This window comes from Pseudomonas sp. CCNWLW23 (assembly GCF_037095675.1).
In the GTDB taxonomy this organism is placed as follows: Bacteria; Pseudomonadota; Gammaproteobacteria; order Pseudomonadales; family Pseudomonadaceae; genus Aquipseudomonas; species Aquipseudomonas atacamensis.
In genome coordinates this window covers 15,943-39,759 of the sequence record NZ_JBAWKM010000009.1, presented here as the reverse complement: position 1 = coordinate 39,759, position 23,817 = coordinate 15,943, and the positions used below count along the sequence as shown (strand labels likewise).

Genomic DNA, 23,817 nt, shown 5'->3' with positions numbered 1-23,817 from the left:
GCGAAGGCTTTGTAACATTCAACCCTTATGTTGCCTGATACACCGCTTTCGCGAGCAAGCTCGCTCCCACATTGGCCCTCGCTCAAATTCATGATCCGGAGTTTTCCATGACGGCCCACGCCGACCTATCGCCGACCCTTCAACTGGCCATCGACCTGATCCGCCGTCCTTCCGTGACCCCGGTCGATGCCGACTGCCAGAAGCAGATGATGCAGCGCCTGGGCGATGCCGGTTTCACCCTGGAGCCGATGCGCATCGAAGATGTGGATAACTTCTGGGCCACTCACGGCAACAACGACGGCCCGGTGCTGTGCTTCGCCGGCCACACCGACGTAGTGCCGACCGGTCCGGTTACCGCATGGCAGATCGATCCGTTCAATGCCGTGATCGACGAACACGGCATGCTCTGCGGCCGTGGCGCGGCAGACATGAAAGGCAGCCTGGCGTCGATGACCGTCGCCGCTGAACGTTTCGTCGCCGACTATCCGAACCATAAAGGCAAGGTCGCTTTCCTGATCACCAGCGATGAAGAAGGCCCGGCGCATCACGGCACCAAGGCAGTGGTCGAGCGTCTGGTCGCGCGCAACGAGCGTCTGGACTGGTGCATCGTTGGCGAGCCGTCGAGCACCACGCTGGTCGGCGATGTGGTGAAAAACGGCCGTCGCGGCTCCCTCGGCGCCAAGCTCACGGTCAAAGGCGTGCAGGGCCACGTGGCCTACCCGCATCTGGCGAAGAACCCGATCCACCTCGCCGCTCCGGCGCTGGCAGAGCTGGCCGCCGAGCACTGGGACCACGGCAACGATTTCTTCCCGCCGACCAGTTTCCAGATTTCCAACCTCAATTCCGGCACCGGCGCGACCAACGTGATTCCCGGTGATCTGGTGGCGGTGTTCAACTTCCGCTTCTCCACCGAATCGACCGTCGAAGGCCTGCAGAAACGCGTTGCCGATATTCTCGACAAGCATGGCCTGGACTGGCACATCGACTGGGCGCTGTCCGGCCTGCCATTCCTCACCGAACCGGGCGCGCTGCTCGATGCGGTGTCGTCGAGCATCAAGGACATCACCGGTCGCGAGACCAAGGCGTCGACCAGCGGCGGCACCTCCGATGGCCGCTTCATCGCGACCATGGGCACGCAAGTGGTTGAACTGGGCCCGGTCAACGCGACCATCCACCAGGTCAACGAGCGCGTGCTGGCAGCCGATCTCGACGTGCTGACGGAAATCTATTACCAGACCCTGATCAAGTTGCTCGCCTGATGCTCGCGTGCCCGATCTGCAGTGAGCCGCTCAATGCGGTAGAGAACGGCGTGGTCTGCCCCGCCGGGCATCGGTTTGACCGTGCGCGTCAGGGTTATCTGAACCTGTTGCCGGTGCAGCACAAGAACAGCCGCGACCCGGGCGACAATCAAGCGATGGTCGAGGCGCGGCGTGATTTCCTCAACGCCGGGCACTACGCGCCAGTCGCCAGGCGTCTGGCTGAATTGGCGGCGAGTTATGCGCCGGAGCGCTGGGTCGACATCGGTTGTGGCGAGGGTTACTACACCGCGCAAATCGCCGAAGCTTTGCCCAATGCTGACGGCTACGCGCTGGACATTTCCCGCGAAGCCGTCAAACGCGCCTGCAAGCGCAACCCGGCGATTACCTGGTTGATCGCCAGCATGGCCCGCGTACCATTGGCTTCAGGCAGTTGCCAGTTTCTCGCCAGCGTCTTCAGTCCGCTGGATTGGGAGGAAGCCAAGCGTCTGCTCAGCGTCGGCGGTGGGCTGATGAAAGTCGGCCCGACCCGTGGCCATCTGATGGAATTGCGCGAACGCCTGTACGACGAAGTGCGCGAGTACACCGACGACAAGCACCTGGCCCTGGTGCCGGCAGGCATGGCCCTGGCGCACAGCGAAACCCTGGAATTCAAGCTGACCCTGGACAAGCCCGAGGACCGCGCCAACCTGTTGGCGATGACGCCTCACGGCTGGCGTGCCAGTGCCGAGCGTCGTGCGGCGGTGATCGAGCAGGCCGAGCCGTTCGAGACCACCGTGTCGATGCGCTACGATTATTTCGTTCTTCAATAACTTTTGGTCTCGGGCACAGGCCCGGGGCCGGCTAAATCCGCGAATGGATTTTTCAGACCCGCAGTGAGGACATCCATGCGCCAACCGGACATCGAGATTTACCTGAAAGACGCCGACGTCGACCACAAGGCCATCGCCGCCTGGCTCGGCCAAGCGCTGGGCCCGTGCAGCGACTGGGTGCAGAAAGGCCAGACGTACAAGTGCAAGGCCGGCAACGTGCCGGTGACCTGGCTGCCGAAAGCCGTGGGCAAGTGGAACAGCCTGTTCCTGGAAAGCGACCAGACCCCCTGGGACGACGACATCGCCTGCGCCCGCGCAGCCTTTGCCGCGCTGAACGTGGAAGTGCGTTGTGCACCGGGGACGTGGGTCGAAGAAGAAGGTGAAGAAACCGCTGATCGCTGGATTCGCATCAGCGAAGACGGGGAAGAAGAAATCACCTGGAAGACCGCGTAACCAGGGCAACGTAGAGCCCACGTGGGAGCGAGCCTGCTCGCGAATGCGCAGTGTCAGTCGATATGAATGGTGACTGATACACCGCATTCGCGAGCAGGCTCGCTCCCACAGTGGTTTTTGGCGTTCTGGAGGTTTGTGTTACAGACCTACAACATCCTCAGCCTGCAACCCCTTCTCGCCGGTGATCACCGCATACTCAACCTGTTGACCTTCGGTCAGCGAGCGGTGCCCTTCGCCGCGTATCGCGCGGTAGTGCACAAACACGTCCACGCCGTCGTCGCGCTGGATAAAGCCGTAGCCTTTGGCGTCGTTGAACCACTTCACGTTGCCGGTTTCGCGTGTTGCCATCTGTTCATACTCCTTTTTTATTATTGAACGGGCTTTTCGCAGGAAAGCCTTCGAGGAACGTCAGCCTGCGTCCGACGTCCATGACAGGGCACCGGCAACAGAGCGCCGAGTATATGACAGGTGCGGAAACTCTCAACAGGAGATTACTTCGGCGCTTTTTTGCCGATTTTCGCCTAATACGGCAAACTGTCCGCCCCGAGCGCCTGCTCGGTTTTATTCACTCACGCAGAAGCCGTATGACCCGTTCCCCGTTCCGCCGTCTTGTGTTTGGCACCCTGCGCCGCCTGTTGTATCTCTGGGTTCGCTCCGAGACCATCAATCAGTCGTCGTTCACTCTTAACCTCGACCGCAGTCGTCCGGTGTTCTACGTCCTGCAAAACCCATCACTGACCGATCTGGCAGTGGTTGACACCGAGTGCACCAAGGCCGGTTTGCCACGCCCGGTGCTGGCGGTGTCGGTGGGTTCACTCATCGAACCAGCGGCGTTTTTCTATTTGACGCCGGACCCGGACTGGCTCGGTCGTCAGGACAAACGCGGCGCGCCGCCGACTCTCACCCGTCTGGTCAGCGCGCTGACTCAGAATGCTGCCGAAGACGCGCAGATCATTCCGGTCAGCGTGTTCTGGGGCCAGTCCCCGGACAGCGAAAACAGTCCGTGGAAACTGTTGTTCGCCGACAGCTGGGCAGTCACCGGACGCCTGCGCCGGCTGCTGAGCATCATCGTCCTCGGGCGTAAAACCCGCGTGCAATTTTCCGCGCCGATCCACCTGCGCGAACTGATCGATCACAACAAGGGCCACGAGCGCACCGTGCGCATGGCCCAGCGCATCCTGCGCGTGCACTTCCGCAACCTGAAAGCTGCGGTGATCGGCCCGGACATTTCCCACCGACGCAATCTGGTCAAAGGCCTGCTCAATCAGCCGTTGGTCAAACAGGCGATCCTCGACGAAGCCGAGCGCGAAAAAATCTCCCCGGAAAAAGCCAAGGCCCAGGCCCTGCGCTACGGCAACGAGATCGCCTCGGACTACACCTACACCGCGATCCGCTTTCTCGAAGTGGTGCTGAGCTGGTTCTGGAACAAGATCTACGACGGCATCAAGGTCAACCACATCGAGGGCGTGCAGAACGTCGCGCAAGGTCACGAAGTGATCTACGTGCCGTGCCACCGCAGCCACATCGATTACTTGCTGCTCTCGTATCTGCTGTTCCGCAACGGCCTGACCCCACCGCACATTGCCGCCGGGATCAACCTCAACATGCCGGTGATCGGCAGCCTGCTGCGTCGCGGCGGTGCGTTCTTCATGCGCCGCACCTTCAAGGGCAATCCGTTGTACACCTCGGTGTTCAACGAATACCTGCACACGCTGTTCACAAAAGGTTTCCCGGTCGAGTATTTCGTCGAGGGCGGTCGCTCGCGCACCGGGCGCATGCTGCAACCGAAAACCGGCATGCTTGCGATCACTCTGCGCAGTTTCCTGCGTTCATCGCGGATGCCGATAGTCTTCGTGCCGGTGTACATTGGTTACGAGCGCGTGCTCGAAGGCCGCACCTACCTCGGCGAACTGCGTGGGGCGAGCAAGAAAAAAGAATCGATCTTCGATATTTTCAAAGTGATCGGCGCGCTCAAGCAGCGCTTCGGTCAGGTCGCGGTCAACTTCGGCGAGCCAATCAAACTGGCGGAATTTCTCGACGCCGAGCAACCGGACTGGCGCCAGCAGGAGCTCGGCCCGCAGTTCAAACCGGCGTGGCTCAACGAAACCACCAACCGCCTCGGCGAGAAAGTCGCCCGGCATCTGAACGAAGCGGCGGCGATCAATCCGGTGAATCTGGTGGCGTTGGCTCTGCTGTCGACCACGCGTCTGGCCCTGGATGATCGCGCCATGGCGCGGGTGCTGGACCTGTATCTGGCGCTGCTGCGCAAGGTCCCGTATTCGCCACACACCACCTTGCCGGAAGGCGATGGCCGGGCGCTGATCGAGCATGTGAAAGACATGGATCTGCTCGCCGAGCAGAACGATGCGCTGGGCAAGATTCTGTATCTGGACGAGCAGAACGCGGTCCTGATGACTTACTACCGCAACAACGTCCTGCACATTTTCGCTCTACCGTCGTTGCTGGCGAGTTTCTTCCAGAGCACCTCGCGCATGAGCCGCGAGCAGATCCTGCGCTACACCCGCGCGCTGTATCCGTACCTGCAATCGGAGCTGTTCATCCGCTGGAGCCTGGACGAACTCGACGCGGTGATCGATCAGTGGCTGGAAGCGTTCGTCGAGCAGGGCCTGCTGCGTTTCGAGAAAGACCTGTACCTGCGTCCGGCGCCGAGTTCGCGGCATTTCGTGCTGCTGACGCTGCTGTCGAAAAGCATCGCGCAGACCTTGCAGCGTTTCTACATGACCGTGTCCCTGCTGCTCAACAGCGGCCAGAACAGCATCAGCGCCGAAGAGCTGGAAGACCTCTGCACGGTCATGGCCCAGCGTCTGTCGATCCTCCATGGCCTGAACGCCCCAGAGTTTTTCGACAAGAGTCTGTTCCGCCACTTCATCCAGACCCTGCTCGACCTCGACGTCCTGCGCCGCGACGAAGCCGGCAAGCTCAGCTACCACGAACTGCTCGGCGAGCTGGCCGAAGGCGCGGCCAAGCGCGTGCTGCCGGCGGAGATTCGCCTGTCGATCCGCCAGGTCGCGCTGCACCGCAGTGAAGATGCGGCGGATCAGATCACGCCACAGCCTGAGGCTTGAAGCCTCAGACCTGTGGGAGCGAGCCTGCTCGCGAAGACGGAATGTCAGTCGACATTTAGTTTGACTGACCCAGCGCTTTCGCGAGCAGGCTCGCTCCCACATTGAAAGGAGTTCCACCCATGAAAAAACTGCTGACCTTCGCTGCCGCCACCCTGCTCAGCGCCTGCCAATCAACCACACCCGCCGGCAAGGCCAGCCTCGACGGCGAAGTCTTCTACCTGCAACGCATCGCCCTGCCCCCGAGCGCGACCCTGAGCGTGAGCCTGCAAGATGTGTCGCTGGCCGATGCACCGGCCATCGTCCTCGCCGAACAGAACAGCCCGATCAAAGGCCAAGTGCCGCTGCCATTCCATTTGAGCTACGATCCGGCGCAGGTCAAATCCGGCCACCGTTACTCGGTCAGCGCGCGCATTGAAGTCAGCGGCGAGCTGATGTTCATCACCACCGAAAACCACGCCGTGCAACTCGACGGCAACGACCCGCAGCCGCTGAAAATCCGCGTCGACGCCGTTCGTTAATCCATTTTTCGCCACAAGGAAGCCGCCATGCGCCGCCCTACCCTTCGCTTCGCCGCCGCCTGCGCCGGTCTGCTGATCTCCGCCAACGCCTTGGCCTTGTCGCTCAACGACCTGTCGCAACAAGACGCCACCGGCGGCCTCAAGGACGCCCTGACCCAAGGCGCACAGATCGCCGTGAAACAACTCGGCACCCCGGGTGGCTTCAGCAATAACCCCGAAGTGAAAATCGAACTGCCGGGCAAACTCGGCAAAGCCGCGAGCAAGATGAAAGCCTTCGGCATGGGCGCCCAGGTCGAAGAACTGGAAACCGCGATGAACAAAGCCGCCGAATCCGCCGTGACCCAGGCCCAGCCAATCCTCGTCGATGCAGTGAAGAAAATGAGCGTGGCCGACGCCAAAGGCATCCTCAGCGGCGGCAACGATTCGGCGACCCAATACCTGAACAAATCCAGCCGCGAACAGATCCGCTCGAAATTCCTGCCCATCGTCAAGCAAGCCACCGACAAGGTCGGCGTCGCGCAGAAGTACAACGCCTTTGCAGGTCAAGCTGCGGCTTTCGGTGTCGTCGACGCCAAGAGCGCCAACGTTGAAAGCTACGTCACCGAACAGGCACTCAATGGTTTGTTCGAGATGATCGGCAAGCAGGAAGAAACAATTCGTCAGAACCCGGCCGCTGCGGCGACGAGTCTGGCGAAGAAGGTGTTTGGTACGTTGTAATTTCCGAACCACAAAAAAAAGCCCGCCGACCGTCATAGGTTCAGCGGGCTTTTTTGCGCATCCGCTTTGTGAATCGACCTGACCGAGGACACGATTCACCGCAGCTCAGCAAGGGAAATCCTCTGCCGATGCGCAGTCATAGCGGGAAGTCGAGCTGATTACCAGAGCAACGTCGGCTTGAGATACCGAGTCAGTATCCGCAAAAGAAACAGATCAAAAGCCCCTCACCCTAGCCCTCTCCCGGAGGGAGAGGGGACTGACCGAGGTGTTCAGGCGAAATACGCCGACTTGCGATACCGAGTCGAATGCAGATTTTGGAACGCCCAAAATCGGCTCCCTCTCCCTCGGGAGAGGGCTGGGGTGAGGGGCAGCAACAACACAAATCAAAAGCCGAACACCCACGCTTTTCACCACTCAATAGGCCGAGTGTCAGCTCGCCTGCTCTTGATCTTGATCCACCGGCGACGTCGGAAGGCTGAGTGGAGGGATTGATCTGGGCGTGGGAGCGCAGCGACCGTCTGGCGCAGCCAGCCACAGCGCAAGGAGGTACAGCGAAGCAAACCGTAGCCGCTGCGCCCGGATCGATCCCGCAGCGAAGGAACCCGAGCCTGCGAGGGCCGAACGTAGGAGCAAGCGTTTTGGGTTACCTTTTTGCTGGGCCGGCACTCCGGCGTTTGAAAAAGGTGACCCGCCGTAAGGGCGGAACCGTAATCAGCAACACCCACAGCAACGGATATACACCCAAAACCTCACGTCATGGTCGGCCCGAAGGCCGCCACGACACAAAAACCTCAAGCCTCCTTACGCACCCGAAACCAGGCCGCATACAACGCCGGCAAAAACAACAGCGTCAGCGCCGTAGCCACAATCAGCCCGCCCATGATCGCCACCGCCATCGGCCCGAAAAACACACTGCGCGACAGCGGAATCATCGCCAGCACAGCCGCCAGCGCCGTCAACACAATCGGCCTGAAGCGCCGAACCGTCGCCTCGATGATCGCCTGCCAAGGCTTAAGCCCGGACGCGATATCCTGCTCGATCTGATCGACTAGAATCACCGAATTGCGCATGATCATCCCGGACAACGCGATCGTCCCGAGCATCGCCACAAACCCGAACGGCTGGCGGAACACCATCAGAAACAACGTCACCCCGATCAGGCCCAGTGGCGCGGTGAGAAACACCATCGCCGTCCGCGAGAAACTGCGCAACTGCACCATCAGCAAGGTCAGCACCACGACAATGAACATCGGCACCCCGGCATTCACCGACTTCTGCCCGCGCTCGGAATCCTCCACCGTGCCGCCGACATCCAGCAGATAACCATCGGGCAACTCAGCGCGAATCGGGTCCAGCGTCGGCATGATCTGCTTCACCAGCGTCGCCGGTTGCTCCTTGCCATAAATGTCCGCGCGTACGGTCACGTTCGGCAGGCGGTTGCGGTGCCAGATGATGCCTTCCTCGAAGCCATATTCCAGCGTGGCAATCTGCGACAACGCCACACTGCGACCGTTATCGGTCGGCACCGCGAGACTCGGCAATAACGACAATTCAGTGCGCTCGTGCACGGTACCGCGCAGCAGAATCTCGATCAATTCGTTGTCTTCGCGGTACTGGCTAACGGTCGAGCCGACCAGCGAACTCTGCAGGAATTTCGCCAGATTGGCGGTGCTCACACCGAGGGCGCGGGCGCGATCCTGATCAATGTTCAGATAAACAACTTTGCTCGGTTCTTCCCAGTCCAGATGCACGTTGACCACATGCGGATTCTCGCGAACCTTTGCTGCCACCTTGCGCGCCAACGCACGGACTTCTTCGATGTGCTCGCCAGTGACGCGGAACTGCACCGGATAGCCAACCGGCGGGCCGTTTTCCAAACGGGTGACCCGCGAACGCAGGGCCGGGAACTGTTCGTTGAGGGTTTCGATCAACCAGCTGCGCAGCGCTTCACGCTCTTCGATGGTTTTTGCCAACACCACGAACTGGGCAAAACTCGCCGCCGGCAGTTGCTGATCCAGCGGCAGGTAGAAACGCGGCGAGCCGGTGCCGACGTAGGCCACATAATTGTCGATGCCGGCGTGCTCCTTGAGCAGCGCTTCGAGGCGTTTGACTTCACTGGTGGTATTGGCCAGCGAAACACCTTCGGCCAGTTTCAGATCGACCATCAACTCCAGCCGGTTCGAAGCCGGGAAGAACTGCTGCGGGACGAAACGGAACAGCATCACCGAGGCGATAAACAGGCCCACGGTGAGCACGATCACCGTCTTGCGATGGGCCACGCACCACTCCACCAGACGCCGGACGCGCTGATAGAACGGCGTCGCATACGGATCCGGTTGACCATCGCCAGTGCCGTGTTTTGCCGCGTGAATTTTCGCCAGATCCGGCAGGAGTTTTTCCCCCAGATACGGCACGAACATCACCGCCGCGACCCATGAGGCGAGCAAGGCAATGGTCACTACCTGGAAAATCGAACGGGTGTATTCGCCGGTGCCGGACTGGGCAGTGGCAATCGGCAGGAAGCCGGCGGCGGTGATCAGCGTGCCGGTGAGCATCGGGAATGCGGTGCTGGTCCAGGCATAACTCGCCGCGCGAATCCGGTCGAAGCCCTGTTCCATTTTGATCGCCATCATTTCCACAGCAATGATCGCGTCATCCACCAACAAGCCCAGCGCCAGCACCAGCGCACCGAGGGAAATCTTGTGCAGACCGATGCCGAGGTAATACATGCAGGCGAAGGTCATCGCCAGCACCAGCGGAATGGTCAGCGCGACGACCATGCCGGTGCGCACACCGAGGGAAAAGAAGCTCACCAGCAAGACGATCGCCAGTGCCTCGACCAGTACCTGAACGAACTCGCCGACGCCGGTTTTTACCGCTGCCGGCTGATCGGACACCTTGCGCAGCTGCATGCCGGCCGGGAGGTTTTTCTGGATCCGCGAGAACTCGCCCTCCAGCGCCTTGCCCAGGACGAGAATGTCGCCGCCGTCCTTCATCGCCACGGCCAGACCGATCGCGTCGTCGCCCATGAAACGCATGCGCGGCGCCGGTGGGTCGCTGAAACCGCGACGCACATCGGCGATATCGGAGATGCGGAACGTACGATCGGCGACGCGGATCGGAAAGTTCTTTATCTCATCGACTGTCTGAAAATTCCCCGAGACGCGTAGCTGCAAGCGCTCGCTGCCGGTTTCGAAGAACCCCGCCGTGGATACCGCGTTCTGTTCCTCCAGCGCCTGCTGCACCGCCGCCAGCGGCAAGCCGAGGGTGGCGAGCTTGACGTTGGACAGCTCGACCCAGATTTTCTCGTCCTGCAGGCCGAGCAGTTCGACCTTGCCGACGTCCTTGACCCGCTGCAGCTGAATCTGGATGCGGTCGGCGTAATCCTTGAGCACGGCGTAGTCAAAACCGTCGCCGGTCAACGCATAGATATTGCCGAAGGTAGTGCCGAACTCATCGTTGAAGAACGGCCCCTGAATTCCCGGCGGCAAAGTCTGGCGGATATCGCCGACCTTCTTGCGCAATTGGTACCAGAGGTCGGGAATGTCCTTGGAGTGCATCGAATCGCGAGCAATGAAAGTGACCTGGGATTCACCGGGGCGTGAGAACGACATGATGCGTTCGTACTCGCCGGTTTCCATCAGCTTCTTTTCGATACGTTCAGTGACTTGGCGCGAGACCTCCTGCGCGGTCGCACCGGGCCAGCGGGTCTGAATGACCATCGCCTTGAAGGTGAACGGCGGGTCTTCACTCTGGCCGAGTTTGGTGTAGGACAACGCGCCGACAACGGCGAGCAAAAGCATCAGGAACAGTACGATCTGGCGATTACGCAACGCCCATTCGGAGAGGTTGAAGCGCATCGGGGCTTACTCCTTGTTCGCCAGATTGACCACACGATTGGAGCGATCCACTGGTCGCACCTGCTGGCCGTCGAGCAATACGTGAACGCCGGCAGCCACCACCCAATCGCTGGCATTCAAGCCTTCGAGCACCGCTACGCTCTTCTCGCCGAACGGACCGACCCGTACCGGAGTTTTCTTCAACGTGTTGTTGCCGTTGACCACCCAGACGTAGGTCGCGCCGTTTTCAGCGGTCAGCGCGGAAAGCGGTATCGACAACGAGACACTGTCGGCCGCTTGCACAAACACCCGTGCGCTCTGCCCCAGTTGAGCCGGGACTTTGCCGCTGGTGAACGAGATACGCGCAGCAAAAGTGCGCGAACGCGGATCGGCGGACGGCGACAACTCGCGGATCTGCCCGGCGAAGCGTTGATTCTGCTGTGCCCACAATTCCACGGTAACCGGCTGACCGACCTTGAAGCGGCCGAAGCTTTGCTCCGGCAGGCTGATCAATACTTCGCGCTCACCATCGGTGGCGAGGGTGAACACGGTTTGCCCGGCAGCGACCACCTGACCGACTTCCACCGAACGCTTGGCCACCACACCATCCTGCGGCGCACGCAGCACCGCGTAACTGGCTTGGTTGGTCGAAACGTTGAATTCGGCTTTGATTTGTTTAAGGCGGGCTTCGCCGGAGCGATATAGATTTTCGGCGTTGTCGTAGGCCGAGCGGCTGACCATCTGCCGATCCATCAGGGTTTTATAGCGATCGCGCTCGGCGCGCACCAGATTCAGATTGGCCTCGGCGGCGGCGACCTGCGCGCGGGTGGCTTCCAGTTGCAGGCGCACATCCTGCGGATCGAGTTCGGCCAAGGGCTGATCGGCTTTGACGCGCTGGCCTTCGTCGACCAGTCGTCGGCTGACTTTGCCGCCAATGCGGAATGCCAGATCAGGCTCATAACGGGCACGCACTTCGCCCGGATAACTCTCCATCGCCTGCGCCGAAGGCTCGGGCTGTACCACCATGGCCGGGCGTACGGTGACCTTGGTCACCTCTTCCTGACCGCACGCCGATAACAGGAACGCCAGACTGACTGGCACGGCAAAGGACAACGCATGGCGGAACATGGTGACGGACCTTTCGCGAATGAGGCTTGGAATATTTATACTGGCGGGTATGGTATTAATAGCAAACTCACCAGTCCAGTATTAAAAGCGAAGAATGTCGAACAATCTTTCAGCTCCAAACGGCCCGGGCCGCCCCAAGGATCTGGCCAAGCGCCAGGCGATCCTCGATGCGGCGAAAACCCTGTTTCTCTGCCATGGCTACGCCAACACCAGCATGGACGCGGTTGCCAGCGAGGCCGGCGTGTCGAAGCTGACGGTCTACAGCCATTTCAACGACAAGGAGACGCTGTTCTCTGCCGCCGTCGTCGCGAAATGCGAAGAACAATTGCCACCGCTGTTCTTCGAATTGCCGGACGGCATCGCGGTGGAAAATGTATTGCTGAACATTGCCCGGGGCTTCCACCAACTGATCAATAGCGATGAATCGGTAAACCTGCATCGTTTGATCATGGCGCTGGGCAGTCAGGACCCGAAGCTGTCGCTGATCTTCTTCGAGGCCGGCCCAGAGCGCGTGGTCAACGGCATGGAAGGTCTCCTGGCGAAAATCCATGCAACCGGCGCGCTGAGCATCGATCAGCCACGCAACGCCGCCGAGCACTTCTTCTGCCTGATCAAAGGGGCGGGAAATTTTCGTTTGTTGTACGGTTGCGGCGAGCCGCTGACTGGAGAAGCAGCGGAACGGCATGTGCGGGAGGTGGTGGGGTTGTTTATGAGGGCGTACAAACCCTGACAGTTTTGCGGTGCTTGTGCAGACCGCTTCGCGAGCAGGCTCGCTCCCACACTGGAATGCATTTCAATTGTGGGAGCGAGCCTGCTCGCGAATGGGGCGACGCGCTCTCAGGGTTTGAGCGCTTTCTTCGGATAAATGTCATACCGGCTCGATTTGCCATCCAGCGCATGGCTCGGTTTCGGCCCTTCGATGCACGGTGCCTTGCGCGGGCGCTTCACCACCACCCGGTGCGTGGCCAGTGCCAGTGCGGCTTCAAGCAGGGCCGGGGCATCCGGGTCATCGCCCACCAGCGGGCGGAACAGGCGCATCTCTTTTTTCACCAGCGCGGTTTTCTCGCGATGCGGGAACATCGGGTCGAGATAGATCACCTGCGGCGCTTCCCCTTCCCAACTGCGCATCACTTCGATGGAGTTGCCCTTGAGCAATTTCATCCGCGCCACGATCGGCGCTACATCGAAATCTTCTGCCGCCCGGGCCAAGCCGTCCTCAAGCAGTGCGCCGATCAGCGGCTGGCGCTCGATCAGGCTCATTTCACAACCGAGACTGGCCAACACAAACGCGTCCTTGCCCAGCCCCGCCGTGGCATCGAGGACGCGCGGGCGCACGCCTTGGGCGATGCCGACAGCCTTGGCAATCATCTGCCCGCTGCCGCCGCCATACAAACGACGATGCGCCGCGCCGCCTTCGACGAAATCGACCCGCACCGGTCCAGGCGCATCCGGGCCGAGCTGCTGCAACTGCAAACCCTGCTCGCCGACCTGCAAGGCGAACTCACCGTCGGCCTCGCCGAGCGGCAGGCCGAGACGTTCGGCCCAGTGTGCGGCTTGCGTTTGAAACGCTGGGGCGAGGGCCTGGACATGGATGCGGCAGGCCGCGGGTGACTCGATCATGAAAAAACGCTCAAAAAAGTTAAGGATCGACAAAAACCGCCGATAAACCATTCAACGCGCATTTTGCCAGAGCTGAGCGTCAACCGAAAAAAATGTCAGGCATTCTTCCCACATCGATTGGCTACGTTTCGCCCCATGGCGACTTCAGCCGTCATAACACTCAAGCACTGAGCGGCGTCAGTCACCTGTGGCAGGATTTCTTTGCCCAAGCCCTGGCCGAACAGACGAGTGAAGTGGTGCCTGCCTGTGGCACGTTTCCACCGGTTGACCTGAACAGCCCGGAAGAACCAACCGTTGGCAGCGAGCTGCACGCGCACATCGTCAGCCAGCGTGAGTGCGATGTGGTCGAAACCCAGGTTCGCCCGCCAGAGCCACTGTTCCTGCCGATCGCCGAGTTCGAAATGGAGCTGCTGGACAAGCCGTTCCCACCGTTCCCGCCAGAAGAACTCAAAGCCCAGCAAGAGCAACAGGATTTCGACAGCAGTTGGGTACGCCCGATTGTGATCAACAATGGCCAGCCACTGCCGGAGCCAGGCCCTGCTCCGCAGAAACGTCCGCTGTACCTGCCGATTGCCGAGTTCGACCTGGACTTGCTGCAGAAGCCTTACCCGCCGTTCCCGCCGGAAGAAATCGTCGAGCAACAGAAAGCCCTGGACTTCGATAATGGCTGGGCGCGCCCGATCGTTCTGCAGAACCTGCGCCTCGCCGCCTGATTCTCAGCGACACACGCTCCAGCGCCCGACATCGACATGAAAGTGATTGCGATGAGCGGCGTTATAGTCCGGACTCAACACCACACTGAATGACTCACAGGCGCCGTCACGCAGTTGGCGCAGAAACTCTGCGTCCTGATTCTGCTTGGGCCAATCCCTGAGCACGCTGATCGTGCGCCCGTCAGCCAGGCGGAAACCGGCGATGTCCAGCGCGTCGGCACTCGCATGTCGGCTGAGAGCGCCGTTCTCACGGTTGTAGACATTGCGGCAGGCGAAGCTGCCGAGGTGATCGACCCGCGCGATTTTCTGGCCGTAAACCGATTGCGCCGCCGGTTGCAGGGTGTGGTGTTCAAACATTGCGTAGGCCACCGCCAGCGGGCAACTGGCGATGAAACTGCTGCTCAGCGCCACTTCACCGCCCTGCACCCGCAGAGCACCGATCAGCGGACACTTGGCGCCCGGGCTGTCGGCCTGGGGGCTGACGCGCAGATCCGAGCTGCTCAATGCCTGTGCGCAAAGCTCGGGATCACTGCGCAGGCGCATGAGTTTGTAACCGGTCAGCCAGTTGGGCGCGGCTTTTATGTCCAATGGCGCCCACGGGTTCCACTGCGGCGGCACCTCCAGCCAGCCGCGCCAGACACTCACCGCTGCGCCACCCATCGCGAGCAACACCCCCCAGAACAGCCAACGTCCCATGCTCAGTCCTTGAAGAATTGATTGGCCTTGGCGTACGGCATCGACTGTGACGTGAAACCAAAGGTGCCGGATTGCTGGATTTCTTCAGCAGCGCGGAAGAGCTCGCCGAACGCCGCCAGCGCCAGTGCCGAGCCGGTGCTGATGCGGCGTACGCCCAGTTCCTCGAGCTGTTGCACGGTCAGTTTCAAACCGCCAGACATCAAAACGTTGATCGGCTTCGGCGCCACGGCTCGCACCACTGCCAGCACTTCTTCGGCGCTGCGCAAACCCGGCGCATAGAGCACGTTGGCACCCGCCGCGGCAAATGCCTGCAAACGGCGAATGGTGTCGTCGAGATCGGGATTACCGTGCAGGTAATTTTCCGCGCGAGCCGTGAGAATGAAGGGAAACGGCAGGGTGCGCACCGCCGCGACGGCGGCTTCAATCCGCGCCACGGCGTGTTCGAAGCAATAGATCGGCGCGTCCGGACGGCCCGTAGCGTCCTCGATCGACCCGCCCACCGCGCCCGCCTCGGCGGCACGCAGAAGGCTCTGCGCAGACTCCAGCGGATCATCGGCAAAGCCGTTTTCCAGGTCCACCGCCACCGGCAGATCCGTCGCCGCGACAATCGCGCGGACATTGGCCAGGGTCTCGTCGAGACTCAACGCGCCATCAACCTTGCCTTGGGAAAACGCGTAACCGGCGCTGGTAGTGGCCAAGGCCTGATAGCCGAGACTGGCGAGCATCTTCGCCGAGCCGGCATCCCACGGATTGGGGATGACGAAGATCCCCTGGCGATCATGCAGGGCCTTGAAGGCTTGGGCTTTGAGGAGTTGCTGTTGACTGACTTGGACGTTCATCGACGGGCTCCCGGGCAGAAAAACCCGCCTCAGAGCAAGCCAAGCTGCTCGGCGGCGGGTTCTCTGTATAGCTCAGGCAGCGCGGGCAAGCCAGGCAAACGTTGCATCAGTTGTGCGTGAAAACGTTGCGCCAGTTTCGCTGCCAATAGGTTATCGGCGGTATGCAGAAAGACGTAGGGCGTGCGGCCCTCTTCGATCCATTCAGCGACTTTCGCCAACCACGGCACAAGAAACGCATCGTTGGCCTCAAGCTCGGGATGGCCGATGAAGCGCACCTGCGGAAACTGCGTGAACGCCGCCGGACGGGTCGGTACACGCGGCTTTTTCGACTGCGCGTGGATCACCGAGGACTCGGTCGACAAGCAACTGAACAGCGCGCGCGGGTCGAGACAGATGCGCTCGACACCGCGATCCAGCAACAGACGATTGAGCAGACGTTCGCTCTCGCCCTTGGCGAAGAACTGTTCATTGCGCACCTCGACCGCGAGCGGGCAATCCAGCGCATCGATAAACGCCGCGAGCTCCGGCAGACGCTGCGGCGTGAAGCTTTTCGACAGTTGCAGCCACAGCGGCGAAACACGTTCGCCTAACGGCTTGAGTAATTGCAGGAAGGTTTCGGCAGCGGTCAGTTGCTCACGCAAGTCGCCGCTGTGGCTGATGTCGCCGGGGAATTTGGCAGTGAAGCGAAAGTGTGCCGGCATGATCTCGGCCCAGCGCTGGACGGTAGCCGGCGATGGACTGGCGTAGAAGGTGGTGTTGCCTTCGACGGCGTTGAACACCTGGCAGTAGAGAGCGAGAAAGTCGGAGGTTTTTGCGTCTACCGGATACAGATACTCGCGCCAGGCATTTTCGCTCCAGGACGGGCAACCGAGGTAGTAAGGCAGATCCATCAGATATACAGATCGAGGCCCAGCACGTCTGCGTCCCAATCGACAAAACCGGCGGTGCTCAGGTAGCTGGCCAGAGCCATGGCAACGCTTTTCTTCATCGCGCGGTGGTAAATCATGTCCTGTTGACGGGCAGGCAGGTTGCTGAGGCGTTGCGCGGTGGCTTGAGCGGCACGAGCGGCCATCTGCTCTTCGCTCGGGAATTCCAGCTCGCCGTCGATGATGTCGACGGATTCATCCAGCGCCGCATTGCCTTTACGCGGCTTGCGCTTGATGGGGTAGGACTGAGTGGAAACGCCGTCTATACGCATAATGTCATGCTCGGTATCAATGATGGCAATTTAGCGGCACTTGACCGACTTAGCAAACCGCCGAGTGATAACTAGAACACATAAAGCGCAAAAGGTTTTAAGCGAGGGGGCAGAAACTGACGATTGGCGACATTTGTATGTGACCAGCGAACCTGTGGGAGCGCGCCTGCTCGCGAAGGGTCCAGCACATTCAACACATGCATTGACTGACCAGAAGCCTTCGCGAGCAGGCTCGCTCCCACAGGAGAAAGTGTCGAATCAGCGGGCTTTCGGGGTGGCAACTTTATCGCGCAGGTAGACCGGCTGGGCGTCATCTGCCGGGATCGCTTCACCGCGCTCCCAGGCGAAACGCGCCAAGGTCAACAGGTCTTCGGCGTGGGGGAGCATGCCGGCGTCAGAGCCGCTCAGATTGACCGCGATGCGCTCACCATAACTCCAACCGGTACCGGCACCGAACCAATCGCCATTGGCGTCAGCCGGCAGCGCGGCGACTTCCGGTGGTAGAACGGCTTCGGCACCAACCAGACGCATCTCCCCCGCCGTCTCGCGGTAGCAGCCCCAATACACCTCATCCATCCGCGCATCGATGGCGGCTGCCACTTGGCTTACGCCATGTTCACGAAAGGCACGCTGGGCGAGCACGGCAAGGTTGGATACCGGCAATACCGGACGATCCAGAGCAAAGGCCAAACCCTGCACCACACCGATGGCAATGCGCACACCCGTGAACGCGCCCGGGCCACGGCCGAAGGCAATCGCGTCGACCGCTTGCAACGTGGTGCCCGCATCGGCAAGCAATTGCTGGATCATCGGCAGCAGCTTCTGCGCGTGCAGGCGCGGGATCACCTCGTAATGGCTCGTGACCTTGCCGTCATGCAGCAAGGCAACGGAGCAAGCTTCAGTCGCGGTGTCCAGGGCCAGCAAGGTGCTCATCGATGTTTCCAAAACAGGGGTGGGGAAAAAAGTGCGTCAGTATAAACAACTACGGCCCGCAAGCGGGCCGTGGATGATGCAGCCGATCAGACTTTTCAGCTCAGCGCGGCCAACACCTTGGCGGTGATTGCATCGACCGAACCCACGCCTTCGATGTGGCTGTACTTTGGCTTGCCGCCGTTGTTGGCGGAAAGGTTCTTATAGAAATCCACCAGCGGTTTGGTCTGCGAATGGTAGACCGACAGGCGATGACGCACGGTTTCTTCGGTGTCGTCCTTGCGCTGCACCAGCTCTTCGCCGGTGATGTCGTCCTTGCCAGCCAGTTTCGGCGGGTTGTAGACGATGTGGTAAACGCGGCCGCTGGCTTCGTGAACACGGCGACCGGCGATGCGCTGGACGATTTCTTCGTCTTCTACAGCGATCTCGACCACGGCATCCAGCTCGACGCCGGCAGTGACCAGCGCTTCAGCCTGCGGAATGGTGCGCGGGAAGCCGTCGAACAGGAAACCGTTCGCGCAATCAGGTTGAGCGATGCGGTCCTTGACCAGCGCGATGATCAGGTCATCCGACACCAGGCCGCCGGCATCCATGATGCTCTTGGCTTGCACGCCCAGTGGAGTGCCAGCCTTGACCGCAGCACGCAGCATGTCGCCGGTGGAGATTTGCGGAATGCCGAATTTCTCGGTGATGAACTTTGCCTGAGTACCTTTACCGGCCCCGGGAGCTCCCAGCAGAATGACGCGCATCGATGTGCTCCTCAATTTTTTATATAAAAGCTTTACAAAACAAAGGATTCGCTCGTAACCGGCGGATCCTGAAAATACGGGTCGTGGCCGCACAAACGGCCAAAGGCTGATCAAGATACACAGCAGGCTGCGCCCACACAAGACGCCAAAAGTCGGAGAAACCGACGCCCGCCGTGACCTCGCGACGCGGTAACCCAAGTCGCAACCCCATCAATAACTGTCGCTTCGCGGCACTTTCCTACGCCAGGAGAAGCGGCATCCGACCCTTGTCGCGAATGCCGCCTGAGGTGATCAGCAACCTTAGCCGGTATTGCGCAATCCGGCGGCAATCCCCGCTACAGACACCAGCAGCGCCTGTTCCACCGGGCTGCCCTGCTCGACATCCTGCTGCCGCGAACGCGCCAACAGCTCGGCCTGCAATAGATGCAGCGGGTCGAGGTAGGTGTTGCGCAAGCGGATGAATTCAAGGGTGTCCGGGCTGTGCGCCAGCAGTTGGGACTGCCCGGTCAGACCGAGCACGACGGTGCATGCCTGCGACAATAGGTCGCGTAACTGCGCGCCCAACGGCAGCAGATCGGCTTCGACCAAACGTTCGTCATAGGACTGCGCGATATCCGCGTCGGCCTTGGCCAAGACCATTTCCAGCATGTCAATACGAGTGCGGAAGAACGGCCACTGTTCGCGCATCTGCCCGAGCAACTCGCCCTCGCCGCGCTCCAGCGCCTTGCTCAGCGCCGTCTCCCAGCCCAGCCAGGCCGGCAGCATCAATCGGGTTTGGGTCCAGCCGAAAATCCACGGGATCGCCCGCAGGCTTTCGATACCGCCCGCACGGCGTTTGGCCGGGCGACTGCCGAGCGGCAAACGTCCGAGTTCCTGCTCCGGGGTCGACTGACGGAAGTACTCAACGAATTGCGGATTTTCCCGCACCACCTGGCGGTAAGCGCTGACACCGTCCGCCGCCAATTCGTCCATCAGATGGCGCCATTCAGGCGTCGGCGGCGGCGGTGGCAGCAAGGTCGCTTCGAGCACGGCGGCTAGATACAGATTGAGGTTTTGCTCGGCGATGTCCGGCAGGCCGAATTTGAAACGAATCATTTCGCCCTGTTCGGTCGTACGGAAACGCCCGGCCACCGAACCCGGTGGTTGCGACAGAATCGCCGCGTGCGCCGGACCGCCGCCACGGCCAACGGTGCCGCCGCGACCGTGGAACAGCAGCAGTTCGACTTGCTGCCCACGGCAGATTTCCACCAGTCGTTCCTGCGCGCGATATTGCGCCCACGCCGCAGCGGTGGTGCCGGCGTCCTTGGCCGAGTCGGAATAGCCGATCATCACTTCCTGCGGGCCATGCAAACGCGCGCGATAGCCCGGCAACAGCAGCAGACGCTCCATCACCGGCCCGGCGTTGTCGAGGTCGGCGAGGGTTTCGAACAGCGGCACCACGCGCATGGGCCGCAGAACGCCGGATTCCTTGAGCAGCAGTTGCACCGCGAGCACGTCGGAAGCGGCGCCGGCCATGGAGATCACGTAGGAGCCCAGCGACGCAGCGGGCGCGGCGGCGATTTCCTTGCAGGTGTTGAGCACTTCGGCGGTATCCGCCGATGGTTTGAAATTCGCGGGCAGCAACGGTCGACGGTTGCTCAGCTCCTCGGTGAGGAAGTTGATGCGCTGTTCTTCATCCCAATCTTCGTAGCGGCCGAGGCCGAGGTAATCGGTGATTTCGGTCATTGCCGAGCTGTGCCGCGTCGAATCCTGACGCACATCGAGGCGCACCAGGAACAGGCCGAACGTCACCGCCCGACGCAGGCAGTCGAGCAACGGCCCGTCGGCGATGACGCCCATGCCGCACTCGTGCAGCGAGTTGAAACACAACTGCAAAGGCTCGAGCAGGTCGCGATTGTCGTGCAGCACATCGGCGGTGGCCGGGGTCGGCGCGGTCAATGCAGCGTGCGCCCAGTTGCGTGTGGCGCGCAGGCGTTCGCGCAATTGTTTGAGCACTGCGCGATAAGGTTCGGCGCTGTCGCCGGCCTTGGCCTTCAGCGCATTGCTGGCCTGCTGCATCGACAGTTCGGCAGCCAGATGATCGACGTCGCGCAGGTACAAGTCAGCGGCCATCCAGCGCGCCAGCAGCAAGACTTCACGAGTGACGGCGGCGGTGACATTGGGATTGCCGTCACGGTCGCCGCCCATCCATGAGGCGAAGCGGATCGGCGCGGCTTCCAGCGGCAAGCGCAGGCCCGTGGCGGCGAACAGCGCCTGATCCGCCTTGCGCATATGGTTGGGGATCGCCTGCCACAACGAATGCTCGATCACCGCAAAGCCCCATTTGGCTTCATCGACCGGCGTCGGGCGGGTGCGGCGGATTTCTTCGGTGTGCCAGGCTTCGGCGATCAGCCGCTGCAGTTTGCTCTGGATCTGCTCGCGCTCGGCGCTGGTCAGGTCGCGATGGTCCTGCGCGGCGAGTTGCGCGGCGATGGCGTCGTACTTCTGGATCAACGTGCGTCGCGCCACTTCGGTCGGGTGCGCGGTCAGCACCAGTTCGATTTCCAGCCGCGCCAGTTGCCGGGCCAGAGATTCGGCGCTGTGCCCTTCGCTGCGCAGGCGCGCGAGCAGTTCCGGCAACACCCGCGACTCGAACGGCGCCGGTTGCGACTCCTCGCGGCGATGGATCAGCTGATACTGCTCGGCAATGTTGGCCAGGTTGAGAAACTGATTGAACGCCCGCGCGACCGGGAGCAATTCGTCTTCGCTCAATTGATTGAGGCTGGCGCTCAGTTCAGCGTCCATCGAGCCGCGCCGGTCGGCTTTGGCGCCTTTGCGAATCTGCTCGATCTTGTCGAGGAACGCCTCGCCGTACTGGTCTCGAATGGTGTCGCCCAACAGTTCTCCGAGCAGGTGAACATCTTCGCGCAAGCGTGCATCAATATCGGTCATCAGCAGTTCTCCAGCGGTAATCGGGGACAGCGCAGAAACGAATGCTTTGCCAGAGAGTGCCGCTCTGCGCCGCTTCTTACAAGCAGGCGACGAATTGACTTTAAACCTTGCCGGCGAAAGCTAGTCTCAACAGTAAGCCGTACGACGGCCCGCCGCCGGCGCTGCCGGACACTCACCCAGGCCTGCCATCAGCAGGCGCTAAATGAGGTCATCATGAAAATTCGTGAACTCGCCCAGCATTGGGAAGAAAACGCCAAAGGTCGCCTGACCGACACCGGCTACACGATTCATCTGGACGTCGAGGCCGCCGCGCGCCTGGCGGCAATTGCCGAGATGTATCCCAAACGTCATCCCGAGGAACTGCTCGGCGAACTGATCGGCGCCGCGCTTGAGGAGTTCGAAGCGAGCCTGCCGTATGTGAAGGGTTCGACGGTGGTGGCGACTGATGAGGAAGGTGATCCGTTGTATGAGGATGTCGGCCCGACGCCGCGTTTTCTGGCGTTGTCGCGGCGGCATCTGCATGATTTGTCCTCGGCTGAGAACAAGCAAAAGCACTGATTCCTGACACCGAGAAAAATGTGGGAGCGGGCTTGCCCGCGATGGCGGCAGTTCAGTCAAAAATGTGCTGAGCATGATGGCCTCATCGCTGGCAAGCCAGCTCCCACAGGGTAATGATCACCCCCTGATATCACCTTAAAACTCACCCGCGCGTACCGCTCCAAAGGCCCAAAGTTCCCGTCCCAGAGCCTTGTCCAAACGGTCAATTTAATTTTTGGCGATAGGCCATCTTTTCTGAACTTTTCAAAAATGCCGCCGGTCGGAACAGGTAACCACGCCTGGAACGAGCGTTTCAATTCGCGTCTACAAGCGATGCTTTCGCCTCCTCTGCCAGGATGGATTCAGTTGTATTTTCAGGAGATGCCTAATGGAGTTGAAGACCATGAAAACCCAAACCTCGTTTTCCCACCTGCGCGGTCTGAAACTGGCCGCTCTGGCCATCGGCACCAGCTTCGTATTGGCCGGTTGCGCCGGTAATCCTCCGACCGAGCAGTACGCCGTGACCCAATCGGCCGTCAACAGCGCCGTCAGCGCTGGCGGTACCGAGTTCGCTGCGGTGGAAATGAAGCAGGCTCAGGACAAGCTGAAACAAGCTGAAATCGCCATGCACGACAAGAAGTATGACGAGGCCCGTCGCCTGTCCGAACAGGCTGAATGGGACGCTCGCGTCGCTGAACGCAAGGCTCAGGCCGCCAAGGCCGAACAGGCTGTGAAGGATTCCCAGAAAGGTGTTCAGGAACTGCGTCAGGAAAGCCAGCGCACTGTGCAGTAAGCGCGCATCCCGACCGCAAAGCTGAAACTCTTACCGATAGAAAGGACGACAAATTATGCGTAAGCAACTGATGATTCCCGCTCTTCTGGCCGCAAGCGTTGCACTGGCTGCCTGCTCCACCCCGCCTAACCCGAACCTGGAACAGGCGCGCACCAACTACGCCGGCCTGCAGGCCAACCCACAGGCGAGCAAAGTCGCGGCACTGGAAACCAAAGACGCCAGCGATTACCTGGACAAGGCCGACAAGGCTTATCTGGACAAGGAAGACGCCGCCAAGGTTGACCAACTGGCTTACCTGACCAACCAGCGCGTCGAAGTGGCCAAGCAGACAATCGCTCTGCGCACCGCTGAAAACAACCTGAAAAACGCCGCAGCCCAACGTGCCCAGGCCCGTCTGGATGCCCGTGACCAGCAGATCAAACAGCTGCAGGACAGCCTCAACGCCAAGCAGACCGATCGCGGCACGCTGGTGACTTTCGGTGACGTGCTGTTCGCCACCAACAAGGCTGATCTGAAATCCAGCGGCCTGGTGAACATCAACAAACTGGCGCAATTCCTTCAGGAAAACCCGGATCGCAAAGTGATCGTCGAGGGTTACACCGACAGCACCGGCACCGCGAGCTACAACCAGTCGCTGTCCGAGCGCCGCGCAACTTCCGTGCAGATGGCTCTGATCAAGATGGGCGTCGATCCTTCGCGCATCGTCGCTCAGGGTTATGGCAAGGAGTACCCGGTAGCGGATAACGGCAGCGTCTCGGGCCGTGCGATGAACCGTCGTGTGGAAGTGACCATTTCCAACGACAACCAGCCAGTAGCACCGCGTTCTTCGGTGAGCTCGAACTAAGCTTCACCCGGTAACGCAAAAGCCCCGCCTGACTTGATCAGGCGGGGCTTTTTTTGTGGGATCAGACATCGTAGCCCCTCACCCCAGCCCTCTCCCGAGGGAGAGGGAGCCGATTTGTGCCGCTTTCAAAACTTGTGTTCGGCGCAATGGATCAGGTC

General features: G+C 60.9%; 22 protein-coding genes. 11 read left to right on the top strand and 11 right to left on the bottom strand.

Annotated features, from left to right (window positions below):
* Positions 1-107 precede the first annotated feature (107 nt).
* The 3 genes from dapE (at position 108) to V8J63_RS13440 (ending at position 2,521) form a co-directional block, all read left to right on the top strand.
* Positions 108-1,259: a succinyl-diaminopimelate desuccinylase gene (gene dapE / locus V8J63_RS13450; protein ID WP_016771486.1), complete on the top strand. Its 1,152-nt coding sequence runs from the start codon at positions 108-110 to the stop codon at positions 1,257-1,259.
* Entirely contained in the window at positions 1,259-2,068 is an 810-nt protein-coding gene (locus V8J63_RS13445) for a putative RNA methyltransferase (RefSeq protein ID WP_016771487.1), read from the top strand. The genes dapE and V8J63_RS13445 overlap by 1 nt, the downstream gene beginning before the upstream one ends.
* Before the next feature lie 75 nt (positions 2,069-2,143).
* A complete protein-coding gene (locus V8J63_RS13440) occupies positions 2,144-2,521 on the top strand; it encodes a hypothetical protein (RefSeq protein WP_016771488.1) in 378 nt (125 codons plus the stop codon).
* A 138-nt stretch (positions 2,522-2,659) separates the two neighbouring features.
* Here V8J63_RS13440 and V8J63_RS13435 read toward each other — a convergent pair whose 3' ends face one another.
* A complete protein-coding gene (locus V8J63_RS13435; RefSeq protein WP_016771489.1) occupies positions 2,660-2,869 on the bottom strand; it encodes a cold-shock protein in 210 nt (69 codons plus the stop codon).
* A gap of 236 nt (positions 2,870-3,105) precedes the next feature.
* On the opposite strand from V8J63_RS13435, the gene plsB reads away from it, so the two are divergent.
* The 3 genes from plsB to V8J63_RS13420 all read left to right on the top strand — a co-directional run bounded on the left by plsB (position 3,106) and on the right by V8J63_RS13420 (position 6,842).
* Positions 3,106-5,607: a glycerol-3-phosphate 1-O-acyltransferase PlsB gene (plsB, locus tag V8J63_RS13430; protein ID WP_110600147.1), complete on the top strand. Its 2,502-nt coding sequence runs from the start codon at positions 3,106-3,108 to the stop codon at positions 5,605-5,607.
* Between the two features lie 119 nt (positions 5,608-5,726).
* Complete coding sequence (locus tag V8J63_RS13425; RefSeq protein WP_336464189.1) at positions 5,727-6,125, top strand: YbaY family lipoprotein; 399 nt, start codon at positions 5,727-5,729, stop codon at positions 6,123-6,125.
* 27 nt (positions 6,126-6,152) lie between these two features.
* Entirely contained in the window at positions 6,153-6,842 is a 690-nt protein-coding gene (locus tag V8J63_RS13420; protein WP_336464188.1) for a DUF4197 domain-containing protein, read from the top strand.
* Between the two features lie 791 nt (positions 6,843-7,633).
* Here the strand turns inward: V8J63_RS13420 and V8J63_RS13415 are convergent.
* On the bottom strand, positions 7,634-10,702 hold the full coding sequence (locus V8J63_RS13415) for an efflux RND transporter permease subunit (RefSeq protein ID WP_336464187.1): 3,069 nt from the start codon (positions 10,700-10,702) through the stop codon (positions 7,634-7,636).
* Positions 10,703-10,708: 6 nt separating this feature from the next.
* On the bottom strand, positions 10,709-11,809 hold the full coding sequence (locus V8J63_RS13410) for an efflux RND transporter periplasmic adaptor subunit (RefSeq protein ID WP_130887772.1): 1,101 nt from the start codon (positions 11,807-11,809) through the stop codon (positions 10,709-10,711).
* A gap of 94 nt (positions 11,810-11,903) precedes the next feature.
* On the opposite strand from V8J63_RS13410, the gene V8J63_RS13405 reads away from it, so the two are divergent.
* A complete protein-coding gene (locus V8J63_RS13405) occupies positions 11,904-12,539 on the top strand; it encodes a TetR/AcrR family transcriptional regulator (protein ID WP_024011757.1) in 636 nt (211 codons plus the stop codon).
* Between the two features lie 107 nt (positions 12,540-12,646).
* On the opposite strand, the gene V8J63_RS13400 is transcribed toward V8J63_RS13405, so the two are convergent.
* On the bottom strand, positions 12,647-13,429 hold the full coding sequence (locus V8J63_RS13400) for a class I SAM-dependent methyltransferase (RefSeq protein ID WP_123443106.1): 783 nt from the start codon (positions 13,427-13,429) through the stop codon (positions 12,647-12,649).
* 92 nt (positions 13,430-13,521) lie between these two features.
* Here V8J63_RS13400 and V8J63_RS13395 point away from each other — a divergent pair, with 92 nt between their 5' ends.
* Positions 13,522-14,142, top strand: a complete 621-nt coding sequence (locus V8J63_RS13395; protein ID WP_016770666.1) for a hypothetical protein — start codon at positions 13,522-13,524, stop codon at positions 14,140-14,142.
* Between the two features lie 3 nt (positions 14,143-14,145).
* Here the strand turns inward: V8J63_RS13395 and V8J63_RS13390 are convergent, their stop codons facing one another.
* The 7 genes from V8J63_RS13390 to ppc form a co-directional block, all read right to left on the bottom strand.
* Positions 14,146-14,838 (bottom strand): extensin-like domain-containing protein, encoded by a 693-nt coding sequence (locus tag V8J63_RS13390; protein WP_336464186.1) that lies wholly within the window; start codon positions 14,836-14,838, stop codon positions 14,146-14,148.
* A 2-nt stretch (positions 14,839-14,840) separates the two neighbouring features.
* Positions 14,841-15,677: an isocitrate lyase/PEP mutase family protein gene (locus V8J63_RS13385; protein ID WP_130887769.1), complete on the bottom strand. Its 837-nt coding sequence runs from the start codon at positions 15,675-15,677 to the stop codon at positions 14,841-14,843.
* Positions 15,678-15,706: 29 nt separating this feature from the next.
* Positions 15,707-16,567, bottom strand: a complete 861-nt coding sequence (locus tag V8J63_RS13380; RefSeq protein WP_039762423.1) for a DUF72 domain-containing protein — start codon at positions 16,565-16,567, stop codon at positions 15,707-15,709.
* Complete coding sequence (locus tag V8J63_RS13375; protein WP_042606956.1) at positions 16,567-16,875, bottom strand: hypothetical protein; 309 nt, start codon at positions 16,873-16,875, stop codon at positions 16,567-16,569. The genes V8J63_RS13380 and V8J63_RS13375 overlap by 1 nt, the downstream gene beginning before the upstream one ends.
* 258 nt (positions 16,876-17,133) lie before the next feature.
* Entirely contained in the window at positions 17,134-17,808 is a 675-nt protein-coding gene (gene tsaB / locus V8J63_RS13370; protein ID WP_125918686.1) for a tRNA (adenosine(37)-N6)-threonylcarbamoyltransferase complex dimerization subunit type 1 TsaB, read from the bottom strand.
* A 95-nt stretch (positions 17,809-17,903) separates the two neighbouring features.
* Entirely contained in the window at positions 17,904-18,554 is a 651-nt protein-coding gene (gene adk / locus V8J63_RS13365) for an adenylate kinase (protein WP_024011750.1), read from the bottom strand.
* Between the two features lie 300 nt (positions 18,555-18,854).
* Complete coding sequence (gene ppc, locus V8J63_RS13360; protein WP_336464185.1) at positions 18,855-21,485, bottom strand: phosphoenolpyruvate carboxylase; 2,631 nt, start codon at positions 21,483-21,485, stop codon at positions 18,855-18,857.
* Positions 21,486-21,698: 213 nt separating this feature from the next.
* Between ppc and V8J63_RS13355 the strand changes: the two genes are divergently transcribed.
* The 3 genes from V8J63_RS13355 (at position 21,699) to V8J63_RS13345 (ending at position 23,659) form a co-directional block, all read left to right on the top strand.
* Complete coding sequence (locus V8J63_RS13355; protein ID WP_016771500.1) at positions 21,699-22,043, top strand: hypothetical protein; 345 nt, start codon at positions 21,699-21,701, stop codon at positions 22,041-22,043.
* A 367-nt stretch (positions 22,044-22,410) separates the two neighbouring features.
* Positions 22,411-22,815: a DUF4398 domain-containing protein gene (locus V8J63_RS13350; protein WP_024011747.1), complete on the top strand. Its 405-nt coding sequence runs from the start codon at positions 22,411-22,413 to the stop codon at positions 22,813-22,815.
* 55 nt (positions 22,816-22,870) lie between these two features.
* Positions 22,871-23,659, top strand: a complete 789-nt coding sequence (locus V8J63_RS13345; protein ID WP_024011746.1) for an OmpA family protein — start codon at positions 22,871-22,873, stop codon at positions 23,657-23,659.
* Positions 23,660-23,817: the final 158 nt, after the last annotated feature.